Source organism: Pseudomonas sp. Pso3 (assembly GCF_055393275.1).
In genome coordinates this window covers 3,397,127-3,413,056 of the sequence record NZ_AP043687.1, presented here as the reverse complement: position 1 = coordinate 3,413,056, position 15,930 = coordinate 3,397,127, and the positions used below count along the sequence as shown (strand labels likewise).

General features: G+C 65.0%; 12 protein-coding genes. 7 read left to right on the top strand and 5 right to left on the bottom strand.

Going from position 1 to position 15,930, the window contains the following annotated elements:
- Window positions 1–14: 14 nt before the first annotated feature.
- The gene (gene wrbA / locus ACZ5R1_RS16150; RefSeq protein ID WP_288448834.1) at window positions 15–614 is read right to left on the bottom strand and encodes an NAD(P)H:quinone oxidoreductase; all 600 of its coding nucleotides are present in this window, start codon (window positions 612–614) and stop codon (window positions 15–17) included.
- Window positions 611–964, bottom strand: a complete 354-nt coding sequence (arsC, locus tag ACZ5R1_RS16145) for an arsenate reductase (glutaredoxin) (protein WP_058792381.1) — start codon at window positions 962–964, stop codon at window positions 611–613. The genes wrbA and arsC overlap by 4 nt, the downstream gene beginning before the upstream one ends.
- Before the next feature lie 91 nt (window positions 965–1,055).
- On the opposite strand from arsC, the gene ACZ5R1_RS16140 reads away from it, so the two are divergent.
- Complete coding sequence (locus ACZ5R1_RS16140; RefSeq protein WP_077172148.1) at window positions 1,056–2,306, top strand: YihY family inner membrane protein; 1,251 nt, start codon at window positions 1,056–1,058, stop codon at window positions 2,304–2,306.
- The gene (locus ACZ5R1_RS16135; protein ID WP_464713292.1) at window positions 2,306–2,590 is read left to right on the top strand and encodes an acylphosphatase; all 285 of its coding nucleotides are present in this window, start codon (window positions 2,306–2,308) and stop codon (window positions 2,588–2,590) included. The genes ACZ5R1_RS16140 and ACZ5R1_RS16135 overlap by 1 nt, the downstream gene beginning before the upstream one ends.
- A gap of 16 nt (window positions 2,591–2,606) precedes the next feature.
- Here the strand turns inward: ACZ5R1_RS16135 and ACZ5R1_RS16130 are convergent, their stop codons facing one another.
- Window positions 2,607–4,313, bottom strand: coding sequence for a proline--tRNA ligase (locus tag ACZ5R1_RS16130; RefSeq protein ID WP_464712543.1), 1,707 nt, complete (start codon window positions 4,311–4,313; stop codon window positions 2,607–2,609).
- A 154-nt stretch (window positions 4,314–4,467) separates the two neighbouring features.
- Window positions 4,468–5,778: an OprD family porin gene (locus ACZ5R1_RS16125; protein WP_027602654.1), complete on the bottom strand. Its 1,311-nt coding sequence runs from the start codon at window positions 5,776–5,778 to the stop codon at window positions 4,468–4,470.
- 368 nt (window positions 5,779–6,146) lie between these two features.
- On the opposite strand from ACZ5R1_RS16125, the gene ACZ5R1_RS16120 reads away from it, so the two are divergent.
- From ACZ5R1_RS16120 to ACZ5R1_RS16110, 3 genes are all read left to right on the top strand, one after another.
- Window positions 6,147–6,563: an HIT domain-containing protein gene (locus tag ACZ5R1_RS16120; protein WP_027602655.1), complete on the top strand. Its 417-nt coding sequence runs from the start codon at window positions 6,147–6,149 to the stop codon at window positions 6,561–6,563.
- Window positions 6,560–6,769, top strand: coding sequence for a SlyX family protein (locus ACZ5R1_RS16115; protein WP_007159300.1), 210 nt, complete (start codon window positions 6,560–6,562; stop codon window positions 6,767–6,769). Before ACZ5R1_RS16120 ends, ACZ5R1_RS16115 begins: the two co-directional genes overlap by 4 nt.
- 192 nt (window positions 6,770–6,961) lie before the next feature.
- The gene (locus ACZ5R1_RS16110; protein WP_464712542.1) at window positions 6,962–11,809 is read left to right on the top strand and encodes an NAD-glutamate dehydrogenase; all 4,848 of its coding nucleotides are present in this window, start codon (window positions 6,962–6,964) and stop codon (window positions 11,807–11,809) included.
- A gap of 108 nt (window positions 11,810–11,917) precedes the next feature.
- On the opposite strand, the gene ACZ5R1_RS16105 is transcribed toward ACZ5R1_RS16110, so the two are convergent.
- Window positions 11,918–12,943, bottom strand: coding sequence for an alpha/beta fold hydrolase (locus ACZ5R1_RS16105; RefSeq protein ID WP_027596983.1), 1,026 nt, complete (start codon window positions 12,941–12,943; stop codon window positions 11,918–11,920).
- Between the two features lie 214 nt (window positions 12,944–13,157).
- Here ACZ5R1_RS16105 and ACZ5R1_RS16100 point away from each other — a divergent pair, with 214 nt between their 5' ends.
- Both ACZ5R1_RS16100 and ACZ5R1_RS16095 read left to right on the top strand, forming a co-directional pair.
- Window positions 13,158–15,407, top strand: coding sequence for an ATP-binding protein (locus ACZ5R1_RS16100; protein WP_115945972.1), 2,250 nt, complete (start codon window positions 13,158–13,160; stop codon window positions 15,405–15,407).
- Between the two features lie 8 nt (window positions 15,408–15,415).
- The gene (locus tag ACZ5R1_RS16095) at window positions 15,416–15,877 is read left to right on the top strand and encodes a response regulator (RefSeq protein ID WP_007159296.1); all 462 of its coding nucleotides are present in this window, start codon (window positions 15,416–15,418) and stop codon (window positions 15,875–15,877) included.
- Window positions 15,878–15,930: the final 53 nt, after the last annotated feature.

Sequence of the window (15,930 nt, the reverse complement as noted above, 5' to 3'; positions counted from 1 at the left end):
CGCGCCGGCTCCCGCTATTGCTGCAGGCGACCCGCCAGGGTCGCCAGGCGCTTGCCCAGGGCCCGGCACAGCGCCGTCTCCTGCTCGTCCAGCGCGCGCTTGCCATCCGCCCCGGCGAAATGACTCGGCCCATAGGGCGTACCGCCCCCCTTGGTTTCCAGCAGGGCGCTCTCGCTGTAGGGCAGGCCGGTGATGAGCATGCCGTGGTGCAGCAGCGGCAGGGCCATGGACAGCAGGGTGCTCTCCTGGCCGCCGTGCAGACTGGCGGTGGAGGTGAAGACGCCGGCGGGCTTGTCCACCAGGGCGCCGGTCAGCCAGAGGCTGTTGGTGCCGTCGAGAAAGTACTTCATGGCGGCGGCCATGTTGCCGTAGCGCGTCGGACTGCCCAGGGCGAGGGCCGCGCAATCGCGCAGGTCGTCGAGGGTGGCGTAGACCGCGCCCTGCTCGGGTACCGCCGGGGCGACGGCGGCGCACTCGGCGGAGACCGCCGGCACGGTACGCAGGCGCGCGGCCACGCCGCCCATCTCCACCCCGCGGGCGACCTGGCGGGCCATCTCGGCGGTGGCGCCATGGCGGCTGTAGTAGAGCACCAGGACATAGGCTTCGGGGGTCATTGCAGGATCTCCAGGACACGCTCGGGGGGACGACCGACGACGGCGCGTTCGCCGCGCACGGCGATGGGTCTTTCGATCAGCTTGGGATGGGCGGCCATGGCCGCGATCAGGGCATCGTCGTCCAGCGCCGGATCGGCGAGGTTCAATTCGCGATAGGCGTCCTCGCCGGTGCGCAGCAACTGGCGCGCCTTCAGGCCCAGCTTGGCGAGCAGCGCGCGCAGGGTGGCGGCATCCGGCGGCGTTTCCAGGTAGGGCACCACGGACACGGCTAGCTCGCGGCTTTGCAGCAGCTCCAGGGCCGCCCGCGATTTCGAGCAGCGCGGATTGTGATAGAGGACGATTTCACTCATGGGCTGATCCATAGAAGGTAAGATGCCCATTGTAGCGGGTTGGCGAGGACTGCCGCGCCAGCCCTTGACCGTGCCTTTCGAGGAACCGCCAATGCCGGCCCGCTTGCGTGAACTGCTGTCCTTCGTTCGCTACCTCGCCGACCGCTTCATCGAAGACCGCGCCCCCAACAATGCCGCGGCCCTCACCTATACCACCCTGTTCGCGGTGGTCCCGGTGATGACCGTCACCTTCGCCATGCTCTCGGCGATACCTGCCTTCCAGGGCACGGAAGTGCAGATCCAGGCCTTCATCTTCCGCAATTTCGTGCCCTCCACCGGGGCGACCCTGGAAGAGTACCTGCGCAACTTCATCGAGCAGGCGCGGCACCTGACCTGGCTGGGCGTGGCGCTCTTGGCGGTGACCTCCTTCTTCATGCTGGTGACGGTGGAAAAGACCTTCAACGACATCTGGCGGGTACGCATTCCGCGGCGCGGGGTCTCCAGCTTCCTGCTCTACTGGGCGGTGCTCAGCCTGGGGCCACTGCTGCTGGGCGCCGGCTTCGCCATGAGCACCTACCTGGCCTCGGTGGCCCTGGTGTTCGGTTCCTACGGCATGTCGGGCGCCCAGGCGCTGCTCAAGGTCACGCCGCTGCTGTTCAGCATCGCCGCCTTCACCCTGATGTACGCCGCCGTGCCCAACACCCGGGTACCGCTGCGCCACGCGCTGATCGGCGGAGCCCTGACCGGGGTGCTGTTCGAGGCGGCCAAGAGTCTGTTCGGCCTCTATGTCTTCTATTTCCCCGGCTACCAGCTGATCTATGGCGCCTTTGCCACGGTGCCGCTGTTCCTGGTGTGGATCTACGTCTGCTGGCTGATCGTGCTGCTCGGCGCGGAGGTGGTCTGCAGCCTGTCCACCACCCATCACTGGCGCCGCGCGCCGCTGCCGGCCTTCTTCATCCTGCTCGCCGTGCTGCGCGCTTTCCTGGAACGGCAGCAGAGCGGTTCCAGTCTGCACCTGGGGCGGCTGCACCAGGCGGGCTGGAAGCTGCCGGAGCATGAATGGCATGCGGTGCTGGCGTTCCTGCAGCAGGAACGCCTGGTGTGCCAGAACGACAGCGGCCACTGGGTGCTCTGCCGCGACCTGCATGGCTATGCGCTGCTGGATCTGCTGGATCGGGCGCCCTGGGCACCGCCGGCGCCGGATTGCTGGCCGCCTGCCGAGCGCTTTCCCGGTGACTGGTATCCGCAGTTGCAGGAGGCCTTCGCGCGGCTGCAGGCACAGCGTCATGAACTGCTCGCCGGGAGCGTGGCCCAGTGGCTCAAGGTTGCGCCGGCGCTGGAAGAACGAGGAGCCCAACGATGATGGCAAAATCGGCACGTCATGGCCTGATCAGTGGCCGCGTCCAGGGCGTCTACTATCGCGAGAGCACGCGGCAGGAGGCGCAGCGACTGGGCGTCACCGGCTGGGTGCGGAATCTGGCGGATGGCCGGGTGGAATGCCACCTGGAAGGTTCGATCGAAGCCCTTGCCCAGCTGGAACTCTGGCTCTGGCAGGGGCCGGCAGCGGCCGAGGTGACCGGGGTGGAGCTGGAAGAGGTGGCCTGCGCAGGCCTGACCGATTTCCAGGTCAGGCGCACGGACGCCTGACCTGGAGCGGTAGCCCTCAGCGGGCCTTGAGGAAGCCGACGATCTCGGCCAGGGCGACGTTCTGGCTGTCGCTGTCGGTACGGCCCTTGTATTCGACCAGGCCTTCGTTGAGACCGCGCTCACCCACCACCAGGCGATGGGGAATGCCGATCAGCTCCATGTCGGCGAACTTCACGCCAGGGCTGGTCTTCTTGTCACGGTCGTCCAGCAGCACATCGAAGCCGGCGGCCTTCAGCTCGCCGTAGAGGCGATCGGTCGCTTCCTTCACCGCGGCGTTCTCGTACTTCATCGGCACCAGGGCGATCTGGAAGGGCGCCAGGGCAGCCGGCCAGCGGATACCGCGCTCGTCATGGTTCTGCTCGATGGCGGCGGCGACCACGCGGGACACCCCGATGCCGTAGCAGCCCATGGTCAGGGTGGTGGGTTTGCCTTCCTCGCCCAGTACCGACAGCTTCATCGCCTCGCTGTACTTGGTGCCCAGCTGGAAGATATGGCCCACTTCGATGCCGCGCTTGATCACCAGGGTGCCCTGGCCATCGGGGCTCGGATCGCCGGCCACCACGTTGCGCAGATCGGCGACCTGGGGTAGCGGCAGATCACGCTCCCAGTTCACGCCGAAGTAGTGCTTGTCTTCCTGGTTGGCGCCGATGCCGAAATCGCTCATCAGGGCGACCGAGCGATCGACGATGCAGGGAATCGACAGATTCATCGGGCCCAGGGAACCGGGGCTGGCGCCGATGGCCGCGCGGATCTCCGGCTCGGTGGCGAACACCAGGGGGCTGGCGACTTCCGGCAGGTTGGCCGCCTTGATCTCGTTGAGTTCGTGATCGCCACGCACCACCAGGGCGACCAGGGTGCCTTCCTCGGCGCCACGCACGACCAGGGTCTTCACGGTCTTTTCGATGGCCAGACCGAATTTCTCCACCAGATCGGCGATGGTCTTGGTGTCGGGGGTGTCGACCAGACGCAATTCCTCGGTGGCGGCACCCCGCGCGGTCTCCCGCGGCAGGGCCTCGGCCTTCTCGATGTTGGCGGCGTAGTCGGAGCTGTCGCTGAAGGCGATGTCGTCTTCACCGGAGCCGGCCAGCACATGGAATTCGTGGGAACCGCTGCCGCCGATGGAGCCGTTGTCGGCCTGCACCGGACGGAAATTCAGACCCAGGCGGCTGAAGACGTTGCAGTACGCCTGGTACATGGCGTCGTAGGTTTCCTGCAGCGACGCCTGGTTCAGGTGGAAGGAATAGGCGTCCTTCATCACGAACTCGCGGCCGCGCATCAGGCCGAAACGCGGGCGAATCTCGTCGCGGAACTTGGTCTGGATCTGGTACAGGTTGATCGGCATCTGCTTGTAGCTGTTCAACTCGTTGCGCATCAGGTCGGTGATGACTTCCTCGTGGGTCGGGCCCACGCAAAAATCGCGCTGATGACGGTCCTTCAGGCGCAGCAGCTCGGGGCCGTACTGTTCCCAGCGACCGGATTCCTGCCACAGCTCGGCGGGCTGGATCGCCGGCATCAGCACCTCCAGGGCGCCGGTGGCGTTCATTTCCTCACGCACCACGGCTTCCACCTTGCGCAGCACGCGCAGGCCCAGCGGCAGCCAGGTATAGAGACCCGAGGCCAGCTTGCGGATCATGCCGGCACGCAGCAACAGCTGGTGGCTGATCACCACGGCATCGGAAGGGGTTTCTTTGAGGGTGGACAGCAGGAACTGGCTGGTACGCATGGCTAGGCGGTCTGTCGGCATCGAGACGGGACCGGCATTGTACGGCGGGGTGGGGCAGGGCGTACAGGGACGCGGGTGGCGCCGACCGGAGGCCGGAAAAGAACAGCCCGGCGAATGCCGGGCTGCTGGATCGTGCGAGTGACGCTGGCCTCTATTAGAGGATGTTCAGCGGGTACTCGGTGATCAGGCGGAACTCGTTGACGGTGCCGCCGGTGCTGGCGTCGCCACGGTGCCAGGCTTGACGGACGCGGAAGGACAGGTCCTTGGCCGGGCCGCTCTGCAGGACGTACTTGGCTTCGACGTTGGTCTCGCGCTCTTTGTCGCCATCCTGATACAGGCCGGCGTAGGCGGTGCTGCCCTTGGGCGCGTCGATGTCGTGACCGTAGATGTAGCGGGCCATGAAGCTCAGGCCGGGTACGCCCAGGGTCGCCATGTTCAGGTCGTAGCGCGCCTGCCAGGACTTCTCGCCGGAGGCGTTGAAGTCGGAGTACTGGATGGAGTTGGCCAGGAAGATACTGTCGCCACCGTTGCCGGTGGTAGCACCTTTGCCACCGACGCCGACGTAGTCGAACGGCGAGTCGCTGCTCACGCCCTGGTAGGCCAGGGTGAAGGTGTGGGCATCGATGCTGTAAGCGGCGGCCAGCGAGTAGGCGTTGTTGGTGAAGTCACCCAGCTTGGCGCTGCCAGCGTCCTTGGTGTAGTAGTAGTTGAAGTCGAAGGTCAGCGCCTGGTTGGCTGCCAACGGCTGCACGAAGTTGACGTTGGCGTAGTACTGATTCCACAGATCTTCCATGCGGCCGTAGTACAGCGACGCATTCAGCTGATCGTTGATCTTGTACTTGCCACCCAGGTAATCGGCGGAGCTGGAGGTGATGCCGGTGTAGGCAGAACCCATGTTGCCGTCGTGGTAGGTGTTGGTGCGGTCACGTGCAGCGGTGATGTGGCCGGCTTCCAGGAACAGGTTCGCGATTTCTTCGCTGGTCAGCATGAAGCCGGTAGCGGTCTGCGGGAACAGACGGCTGCCACCCACGGCGAAGACCGGGGAGGTGGGCTGCACGTTGCCGTACTTCAGGACGGTATTGGAGACGCGCAGTTTGACGGCGGCGCCAGCAGTGGAGTACTCGTCCTTGTTGCGACCGTCGCTGTCGATCTGCAGGTTGCCGGAACCGACGTGGCCGCGGCCGCCGTCCAGTTTCAGGCCCAGGTAGCCGAAGGCGTCCACACCGACACCCACGGTGCCCTGAGTGAAGCCCGATGCGTAGTTCATCAGGAAGCCATGGCTCCAATCTTTACGATCGTTGGCGCCGTTCTTGAGATCCCGGTTGAAGTAGTAGTTACGGTTCAGCAGGGTCAGCTTGCTGTCTTCGACAAAGCCCTTGGACTCGGACTGCTGGTCGGCGAAAGCCAGTTGAGTGGTCCCTGCGGCTACGGCCAGGGCGAGAATGCTCCACTTCATCGCTTGCATCAGAAATGCTCCTTTGGGTTGAAAGTCAGCCATCGTGTCAGCCGTGGCTGTTTGTTCTAATGGCGGCACATATAGCACCTCTCTCGGAGGGGCGATAGGCTTCATCAAAATTTTGCGTGTGATGAGCGGATTAACCGTGACTCTTAAGAAAGCTCTTTAAGAGTTCCCGTCCGATCGTCGTACCCGGATCGTGATAGCAAAAAGCGTGCACAAACGCTCAATCCCTGAGCCCGCCTGTCTATCGCTGCTCCGCTCCCCGGGCAATGGGCAGTTTCGGAAGGGTTGGTTGCACCTTTGTGACACCAAAGGTTTCACTTGCACAAAGCTGTGCACACTTTTAGTGCCGACAGGTGTTGGCAGGAGATGAGATGTTCCAAATAGACCCACGGCTGGCCGGCGATACCCTGGAAGTGGCGTCCTTGACGCTGTGTCAGGTATTGCTGCTGAACGACAGGCGCTATGACTGGCTGGTGCTGGTACCCCGGCGCGAAAGTGTTACCGAGATCCTCGACCTGTCACCCCAGGATCAGGCACAACTGTGGCGAGAGGTGACACTTGTTGCCCAGGTGTTGCGCCACGCGCAGCCGGATCTAAAATTGAACATCGGTGCTCTGGGCAACGTCGTCAGGCAATTGCACCTGCACGTCCTGTTGCGGCAGGAGGGCGATCCGGCCTGGCCCGGCCCGGTATGGGGGCACTCGCCACGCGAGCCCCATACCGCGGAAGCCGGCCATGCCGCTGCGGAACGCTGGCGGGTGCTGCTCGAAGAGGAGACACAGGCATGACCCTTGAAGACCGTATCGCCGACCTGGAAATGCGCCAGGCCTTCCAGGACGACACCATTCAGACCCTCAACGACATCATCGTCGAGCAGCAGCGGGCGCTGGATCGCTGCGCGGCCCAGATTCGCGTCCTGGCCGAGCGCCAGGCCGAGCTGCAGAGTTCGGGTGGCGGTGGTCTGCCGGACGAGGCGCCGCCACCGCACTATTGAGATCCGTTCCGCAGCTGAATCTTGTTGTCGCCCTGACGTACGTGCATAGCTGTCTTTGTTGGCTACTCTAGCCGCACTGCATCTTTGCACTTTTTTGGTGCAGTCCGGCCTCGTCCCCTGTGGAACTCGCTCCGGGAGAGGCCTGTCCTCTGCGGAGCGAAGCCCACAGCACCTTCAGGACGGAGTACGGTTATGGCGTTTTTCACCGCTGCCAGCCAAGCGGATTTCCAACAACAACTCAAGAATGCCCTCGCGGCCCATGTCGAAGGGAATACCCTCGAACAGCTGGAGCGCTTCACCGCCCAGTTCTTCGGCATCGTCCCGCTGGAAGAACTCACTCAGCGTCGGCTCTCCGATCTGGTCGGCTGCGTACTGTCGGCCTGGCGTCTGCTGGATGTCTTCGATCCGTCCGAGCCGCGGGTCCAGGTCTTCAATCCGGACTACGAACGACACGGCTGGCAATCGAGCCACACCGTGGTGGAGGTGCTGCACGCCGATTCGCCGTTCCTGGTCGACTCGGTGCGCATGGAGCTCAATCGCCAGGGCTACAGTGTCCATACCCTGCAGAACAGCGTCCTCAGCGTGCGCCGGGATGCCCAGGGTCGTCTGCTCGAGCTGCTGCCCAAGGGCCAGCAGGGCGAAGGGGTGACCCGCGAAGCCCTGATGTTCCTCGAGATCGACCGCTGTGCCGCAACCAGCGAGTTGCGCACCCTGGAGGCGGCGCTGCAGGAGATCCTCGGTGAAGTGCGCCTGACCGTCGGCGACTATGCCGCCATGAAGACCAAGGTTGCCGACCTGCTGAGCTGGCTGGATCGGCGTCCGGCCGGCGTGGAGGAGGGCGAACTGTCCGAGGTCAAGGCCTTCCTCGACTGGCTGCGCGACGACAGATTCACCTTCCTCGGCTACGAGGAATTCACCGTCGAGGGCGACGGCGAGACCGCGGTGCAACGCTATGTGCCCGACTCCCTGCTCGGCCTGTCGCGGCGCCTGCGCGGTCGCCCCGAGACCGCCGAGATCACCCTGTCCGGTGAGCCGCTGCGCTATCTGCGCGAACCGGTGCTGCTGTCCTTCGCCAAGGCGGCCGACCCGAGCCGGGTGCATCGCCCGGCCTATCCCGATTTCGTTTCCCTGCGCGAAGTGGACGCCAGTGGCCGGGTGGTGCGCGAGCACCGCTTCATGGGTCTCTACACCTCCAGCGTCTACAACGACAGCGTGCGCGAGATTCCCTATATCCGCCGCAAGGTCGACGAGGTGCGTCGCCGCGCCGATTTCGACAGCAGCGCCCACCTGGGCAAGGAACTGGCCCAGGTCCTCGAAGGGTTGCCGCGGGACGATCTGTTCCAGACTCCGGTGGACGACCTGTTCAGCACCGCCATGGCCATCGTGCAGATCCAGGAGCGCAGCAAGGTGCGCGTCTTCCTGCGCCGCGATCCCTATGGCCAGTTCTTCTATTGCCTGGCCTATGTGCCGCGCGACATCTATTCCACCGAGGTGCGCCAGCGCATGCAGCAGATCCTCATGGATCGCCTGCATGGCACCGACTGCGAATTCTGGACCTTCTTCTCCGAATCCGTGCTGGCGCGGGTGCAGTTCATCCTGCGCGTCGATCCCCTGCAGCCGCAGGATGTCGATCCGGCGCGCCTGGAACAGGAAATGGTGCAGGCCTGCCGCAGCTGGAAGGACGACTTCGCCAGCCTGATGGTGGACAGCTTCGGCGAAGCCCAGGGCACCTCCATCCTCGCCGACTATCCGCTGGGCTTCCCGGCCGGCTATCGCGAGCGCTTCGCGCCGCACCTGGCCGTGGTAGACATGCGCCACCTGCTGGCGCTCAGCGACGAGCGCCGCCTGGCCATGGGCTTCTACCAGCCGCTGACCCAGACCGGCGACAACATCCTGCACTGCAAGCTCTATCACGCCGATACGCCCCTGGCGCTGTCGGACGTCCTGCCGATCCTGGAAAACCTCGGGCTGCGCGTGCTCGGCGAATTTCCCTACGAGCTGCGCCATCGCAATGGCCGCCGCTACTGGATCCATGACTTCGCCTTCACCACCGTGGCCGGCCTGGAGCTGGATCTGCAGCAACTCAATGACACCTTCCAGGACGCCTTTGTCCAGGTGGTGGACGGGCAGGCGGAAAACGACAGCTTCAACCGCCTGGTGCTGACCGCCGGGCTGCCCTGGCGGGACGTCGCGGTGCTGCGCGCCTATGCGCGCTACCTCAAGCAGATCCGCATCGGCTTCGACATCGGCTACATCGCCGCCACCCTCAACGCCCACGTCGACATCGCCCGGGAACTGGTGCGGCTGTTCCGCATGAAGTTCTACCTGGCGCGGCGTATGACCAGCGAAGACCTGGACGACAAGCAGCAGCGCCTGGAGCAGGCCATCCTCAGTGCCCTCGACGATGTCGCGGTGCTCAACGAGGACCGCATCCTGCGGCGCTACCTGGACCTGATCAAGGCGACCCTGAGAACCAACGTCTTCCAGACCGACGCCGCTGGCAAGCCCAAGGCCTATTTCAGCTTCAAGCTCGATCCCAAGGCCATTCCCGAGCTGCCGCGCCCGGTGCCGCGCTACGAGATCTTCGTCTACAGCCCGCGCGTGGAAGGGGTGCACCTGAGATTCGGCAACGTCGCCCGCGGCGGCCTGCGCTGGTCGGATCGCGAGGAAGACTACCGCACCGAGGTGCTGGGCCTGGTCAAGGCGCAGCAGGTCAAGAACTCGGTGATCGTCCCCGTGGGCGCCAAGGGTGGCTTCGTGCCACGGCGTCTGCCCACCGGCGGCTCCCGCGACGACATCCAGGCCGAGGCCATCGCCTGCTACCGCATCTTCATCAGCGGTCTGCTGGACATCACCGACAACCTGAAAGACGGTGAAGTGGTCCCGCCGGCTGCCGTGGTGCGCTACGACGGCGACGACCCCTATCTGGTGGTGGCCGCCGACAAGGGCACCGCGACCTTCTCCGACATCGCCAACGGCATCGCTCAGGACTATGGCTTCTGGCTCGACGACGCCTTCGCCTCCGGTGGTTCGGCGGGTTACGACCACAAGAAGATGGGCATCACCTCGCGGGGCGCCTGGGTCAGCGTGCAGCGCCACTTCCGTGAGCGCGGCATCGACGTCCAGACCGATCCGGTCACCGTGGTGGGCATCGGCGACATGGCCGGCGACGTCTTCGGCAACGGCCTGCTGCGTTCGCGCAGCCTGGAGCTGGTGGCAGCCTTCAACCACCTGCACATCTTCATCGATCCCAATCCGGACGCCGAGCGCAGCTATGTCGAGCGCGAACGGCTGTTCAACCTGCCGCGGTCGAGCTGGACCGACTATGACGCCAGCCTGATCTCCCAGGGTGGTGGCATCTTCCCGCGCAGTGCCAAGCGCATCGCCATCAGTCCCGAGATGAAGGCGCGCTTCGATCTGCAGGCCGATCACCTGACGCCCAACGAGCTGATCAACGCCCTGCTCAAGGCACCGGTGGATCTGATCTGGAACGGCGGCATCGGCACCTACGTCAAGGCCAGCTTCGAAAGCCATGCGGACATCGGCGACAAGGCCAACGACGCGCTGCGCGTGGACGGCTGCGACCTGCGCGCCAAGGTCATTGGCGAGGGTGGCAACCTGGGCATGAGCCAGCTGGCGCGGGTGGAGTTCGGCCTGCACGGCGGTGCCTGCAACACCGACTTCATCGACAACGCGGGCGGCGTGGACTGCTCCGACCACGAGGTCAACATCAAGATCCTCTTGGGCGACGTGGTCTCCGCCGGCGACATGACCGTCAAGCAGCGCAACACGCTGATGGGCGAGATGACCGACGAGGTCGGCGAACTGGTGGTCGCCAACAACTACATGCAGACCGGTGCCCTGTCGCTGGCGGAATACCGGGCGCGGACGCACCTGGCCGAATACCAGCGGCTGATCGTCGACCTCGAAGGGCGTGGCAAGCTGGATCGCACCCTGGAGTTCCTGCCCAGCGACGAGGTGCTCGCCGAGCGCGCGGCCAAGGAACAGGGACTGACCCGGGCCGAGCTGTCGGTGCTGATCTCCTACAGCAAGATCGACCTCAAGGAGCAACTGCTGGCCTCTTCGGTGCCGGACGACGAATACCTCGCCCGGGACATGCAGGGCGCCTTCCCGCAGCGCCTGACCGAGCAGTTCCCCGAGGCGATGGCGCGCCATCGCCTGAAGCGCGAGATCGTCGCCAACCAGATCGCCAACGACCTGATCAACCACATGGGCATCACCTTCGTGCAGCGCCTGTGCGAATCCACCGGCATGAGCGCAGCCGATGTCGCCCGCGCCTATGTGGTGATGCGCGACGTCCTGCACCTGCCGCACTGGTGGCGTCAGGTGGAGGCCCTGGATCATCAGGTGCCGGCGGAGTTGCAGCTGCGCCTGATGAGCGAGTTGATGCGACTGGGCCGGCGGGCGACCCGCTGGTTCCTGCGCAGCCATCGCAGCGGCCTGGATGCCGGCGCCGTGGCGGCCTTCTTCGGGCCGCGCATCGCCGCCCTGGGGGTGCGTCTGGACGAACTGCTGCAGGGCGAGCCGCGTCAGGACTGGGAAGAGCGCTTCCGCGCCTATACCGAGGCGGGCGTACCCGAGCTGCTGGCGCGGGTCGTCGCCGGGACCAACCACATCTACACCCTGCTGCCGGTGATCCAGGCGGCGGAGGTCACCGCCCAGGATCCGCTGGAAGTGGCGGCTACCTGGTTCGCCGCGGGTGATGTGCTGGACCTGGCCTGGTACCAGCAACAGCTCAACCAGCTGCCGGTGGCCAATGCCTGGCAGGCCCTGGCGCGCGAGGCCTTCCGCGACGAGGTGGATGTGCAGCAGCGCACCATCACCATCGCCATGCTCAACCTGAGCGAGGCGCCGAGCGATCCGGAAGCGCGGCTCGCGCTGTGGCTGGAGCGCCATCGCGCAGCCGTGGAGCGCTGGCGGGGTCTGCTGGTGGATCTGCGCAATGCCAGCGGTCAGGACTATGCGATGTACAGCGTCGCCAGTCGTGAACTGGCGGATCTGGCCAGCAGCAGCGCCTGAGGCAGGCGCTGCCCACGAATGGCGTTCGTGGGCAGCGTCGTCTCTCAGGGCATGAAAAAAGGCGGCGTACCCTCGGGTACGCCGCTTTTTTTCATCGTTCGGATTCGATCAGGGCTGGGGCTGCGTCGAGGATGCCTTGAGGGCGCTCAGCCCCTGCAGCAGGGCCTGGTGAAAGCGCTCCGGTGCCTGCATCTGGGGCGCGTGGCCCAGGTCCTCGAATTCCACCAGGGTCGCCCGGGGGATGCGCCGCGCTGCCGCCTTGCCCAGTTCGGGATAATGACCCAGCTGCGCCTTGATGGCGGCCGGCGCGGCGTCCTTGCCGATGGCGGTGGTATCTCGCTGGCCGATCATGAGCAGGGTGGGCATGCGCAGTCGGGCGAATTCGTAGACCACCGGTTGGCTGTAGATCATGTCGTAGATCAGGGCCGAGTTCCAGGCGACCCTTTCCTTGCCGGGGCCATTGTTGAGACCGGCGAGCATCGTCACCCAGCGTTCGTAGGCCGGGGACCACTGGCCGGCGTAGTAGGTGCTGCGCTCGTAGTCGCGGATGCCGTCGGCGGAGGTCTTCAGTTCCCGGGCGTACCACTGGTCGACGCTGCGATAGGGTACGCCCAGGGCCTTCCAGTCCTCGAGGCCAATGGGGTTGACCAGCACCAGCTGTTCGGTGGCCTCGGGATAGAGCAGGGCGTAGCGGGTCGCGAGCATGCCGCCGGTCGAATGGCCGATCAGGGTCGCCCGGGCGATGCCCAGGTGGTCGAGCAGCGCCCGGGTATTGGCGGCCAGTTGCTGGAAGCTGTACTGATAGTGGGCTGGCTTGCTGGATTTGCAGAAACCGATCTGGTCCGGGGCCACGATCCGATAGCCGGCAGCGCTCAGCACCTGGATGCTCTGCGCCCAGGTGCCGGCGCAGAAGTTCTTGCCGTGCAACAGCACCAGGGTCCGGCCGTTCGGTTTTCCGCTCGGCGCGACGTCGAGATAGGCCATTTCCAACGGTTGGCGCTGGGAGTCGAAGCTGAAGGTCTTGACCGGATAGTCGTAGTCGAAGCCTTCGAGACGTTCGCCGTAGAGGGGCTCGGCCTGACTGAGCGGACTCAGCAGCAGGGCGGCCAGGGGGAGGGCGCGGCGCAAGGACATGGGCAGAATCCTGGGGCTAAACCAGCTCCGACCGAAGGCCGACGGAGAAGATTCCAACCCGCGGCGAGAGAGTGTCGCCGCGCATGTCGCTGTTCAGGCTGCGCGCCGTTTCGCTTCGCCTCCTGCCCAGGGTCTGATAGTCTGAATGACCTTTGTTTCCGTTTCGGCGCACCGCTTTCCCTGCGCTTCTTTCCGATCACATGAGGTTCCCGGTTTGGCGCTCGAGTCACCCTCCAAGACGCAGCCCGACGCTCTGGCCGATTGCGCCAACGAGCCGATCCATATTCCCGGCAGTATCCAGGAACATGGCTTCCTGTTCGCCGTGGAAGAGCCGGATCTGCGCATCGTCCAGGCCAGTGCCAACGTCCGCGAGTACCTTGGGGTCGCCGTGGAGGAGGTGTTGGGTCGCACCCTCGGCGAATTGCTGCCGGAACGGGATCTGCCGGCCATGCTTCATGCCCTGACCCAGGAAGAGCAGAACCCCATCTATCAGGGCGATGTGACCCTGGGACCGCGGCAGCAGACCTTCGCGCTGTTCATGCACCGCTTCGGCGGGGTGCTGATCGTCGAATTTGAGGCGCCAGTGGACAGCCGTCTCGGTCTCAATACCCTCTATCCGATGGTGCGGGTGTTCATCGAACAGCTGCATCAGGCCGAAACCGTCGACGCCATCGCCAAGCTCGCGGTGCGCGAAGCCAAGCGTATTTCCGGTTTCGACCACACCATGATCTATCGCTTCGACGAGGACGGTCATGGGCAGGTGCTGGCCGAGGAGTGCGATCCCGGGGTACCCAGCTATCTGGGCCTGAGATTTCCCGCTTCGGACATTCCCGCCCAGGCGCGTCGCCTGTACCTGGCCAACCGCATCCGGGTGATCGGCAACGCCTACTACCAGCCCTCGCCGTTGCAGCCGCAGACCAATCCGCTGACCGGGCAGCCGCTGGATCTCAGCTTCGCGCAGCTGCGCAGCGTGTCGCCGGTGCACCTGCAGTACATGAGGAACATGGGCACCCTAGCGTCCATGTCCATCTCCATCGTGGTCGGTGATCGCCTCTGGGGCCTGGTGCTCTGCCACGACCGTCAACCCCAGCGGGTGTCCTTCCAGACGCGTACCGCCTGCGAGCTGTTCGGCCGGGTGCTGTCGCTGCAGATCGATGCCGCCGAGACCCATGCGGAATCCGATCGCCGGCTGGCGCTGCGCCAATCCATGGTGCAGATGCTCTCGACCATGGCCGACCGCGACAGCGTCTGCCAGGGACTATTGGAGCTGCCGCAGGTCTTCCTGGATTTCGCCCGGGCGCAGGGCGCCGCCATCATCTCCTCCGACGGGACCGAGCTGATCGGCCAGGTACCGCCGCGCGAGGTGGTGGACAGCCTGGTCGAGTGGCTGTCGGTCAACGTCAAGGACCACTTCGTCACCGACAACCTGGCCAAGGACATCGCCGAGCTCCCCCAACTGGCCCAGCATGCGGCCGGGGTGCTCGCCGTCCCCATTTCCGAATTGCATTCACACTACCTGATCTGGTTCCGCAGCGAGCTGGTGCAGGTGGTCAACTGGGCCGGCCGGCCGACCAAGCAGGAAGGCAGCGACGGGCGTCTGTCGCCCCGACAGAGCTTCGTGCTCTGGCAGGAGACGGTACGGGGGCTGTCGCTACCCTGGTCGCCGCTGGAGCTGGAAAGCGCCATCGAATTGCGCAACGCGGTGCGCGGGATCGTCCTGCGCAAGGCCGAGGAGATGGCCGAGCTGGCCGAGGAGCTGCAGCGCAGCAACAAGGAACTGGCGGCCTTTTCCTACAGCGTGTCCCACGACCTGCGGGCGCCGCTGCGCCACATCGCCGGCTATGCCGAGCTGCTGGGCGATATCGAAGGTGGCAAGCTGTCGGACCGGGGGCGGCGTTTCCTGGAGAACATCGGTTCGTCGGCGCGCTTCGCCGGCAGCCTGGTGGACAACCTGCTGAGCTTCTCGCAGATGGGGCGGGCCGCGATCCGCTATTCCGACGTCAATCTCACCGCCCTGGTGGAAGCCATCCGCGAAGAGATGGCGCCGGACTATGCCGAGCGGCAGGTGGAGTGGCACATCGGCCCCCTGCCTGTCGTCATCGCCGATGCCGCCTTCGTCCATCTCGCCTTGCGCAATCTGCTGGCCAATGCCATCAAATACAGTCGCTACGAAGAGCCGGCGGTGATCGAGATCGGCACCTTGCCGAGCGATTCCGAGGACATCATCTTTGTCCGAGACAACGGCGTCGGTTTCAACATGGATTATGTGGGCAAGCTGTTCGGCGTCTTCCAGCGCCTGCACCATGCCGATGAGTTCGAAGGGGTCGGCATCGGTCTGGCCAGTGTCAGACGCATCATCGAGCGCCATGACGGTCGCGTCTGGGCCGAGGGTGCCATCGGCGAGGGCGCGACCTTCTATTTCGCCCTTCCCAAACAACGACCGTCGCCGGTACACAAAAGGTAGTTCTATTCATGCTCAAACCCATTGTGCTGGTCGAAGACAATCCGCACGATCTGGAGCTTACCCTGGTGGCTCTGGAGCGCAGCCAGTTGGCCAACGATGTCGTGGTCCTGCGTGACGGCGCCGAAGCGGTCGATTACCTGTTGCGCCGCGAGCCCTATGCCGATCGCGAGCCGGGCAATCCCGCCGTGATGCTGCTGGATCTCAAGCTGCCCAAGGTCGATGGCCTCGAGGTGCTAGACCTGGTGCGTGGTACCCCGGAGCTGTGCAGCATCCCCGTGGTCATGCTGACGTCGTCGCGGGAGGAGCCCGATCTGGAAAAGGCCTACGAACTGGGCGTGAACGCCTACGTGGTCAAGCCGGTCGAATTCCGTGATTTCGTTGCCGCGATCAGTGACCTCGGCGTGTTCTGGGCCGTACTCAACGAGCCGCCGCCAGGATCGCGCCGTGTCGCCAGGCGCATTGGCCGTTAGCGAGTGAAGATAAGTGCATCCGTATCCAGTCATCCGCGACCGGCAGATATGCG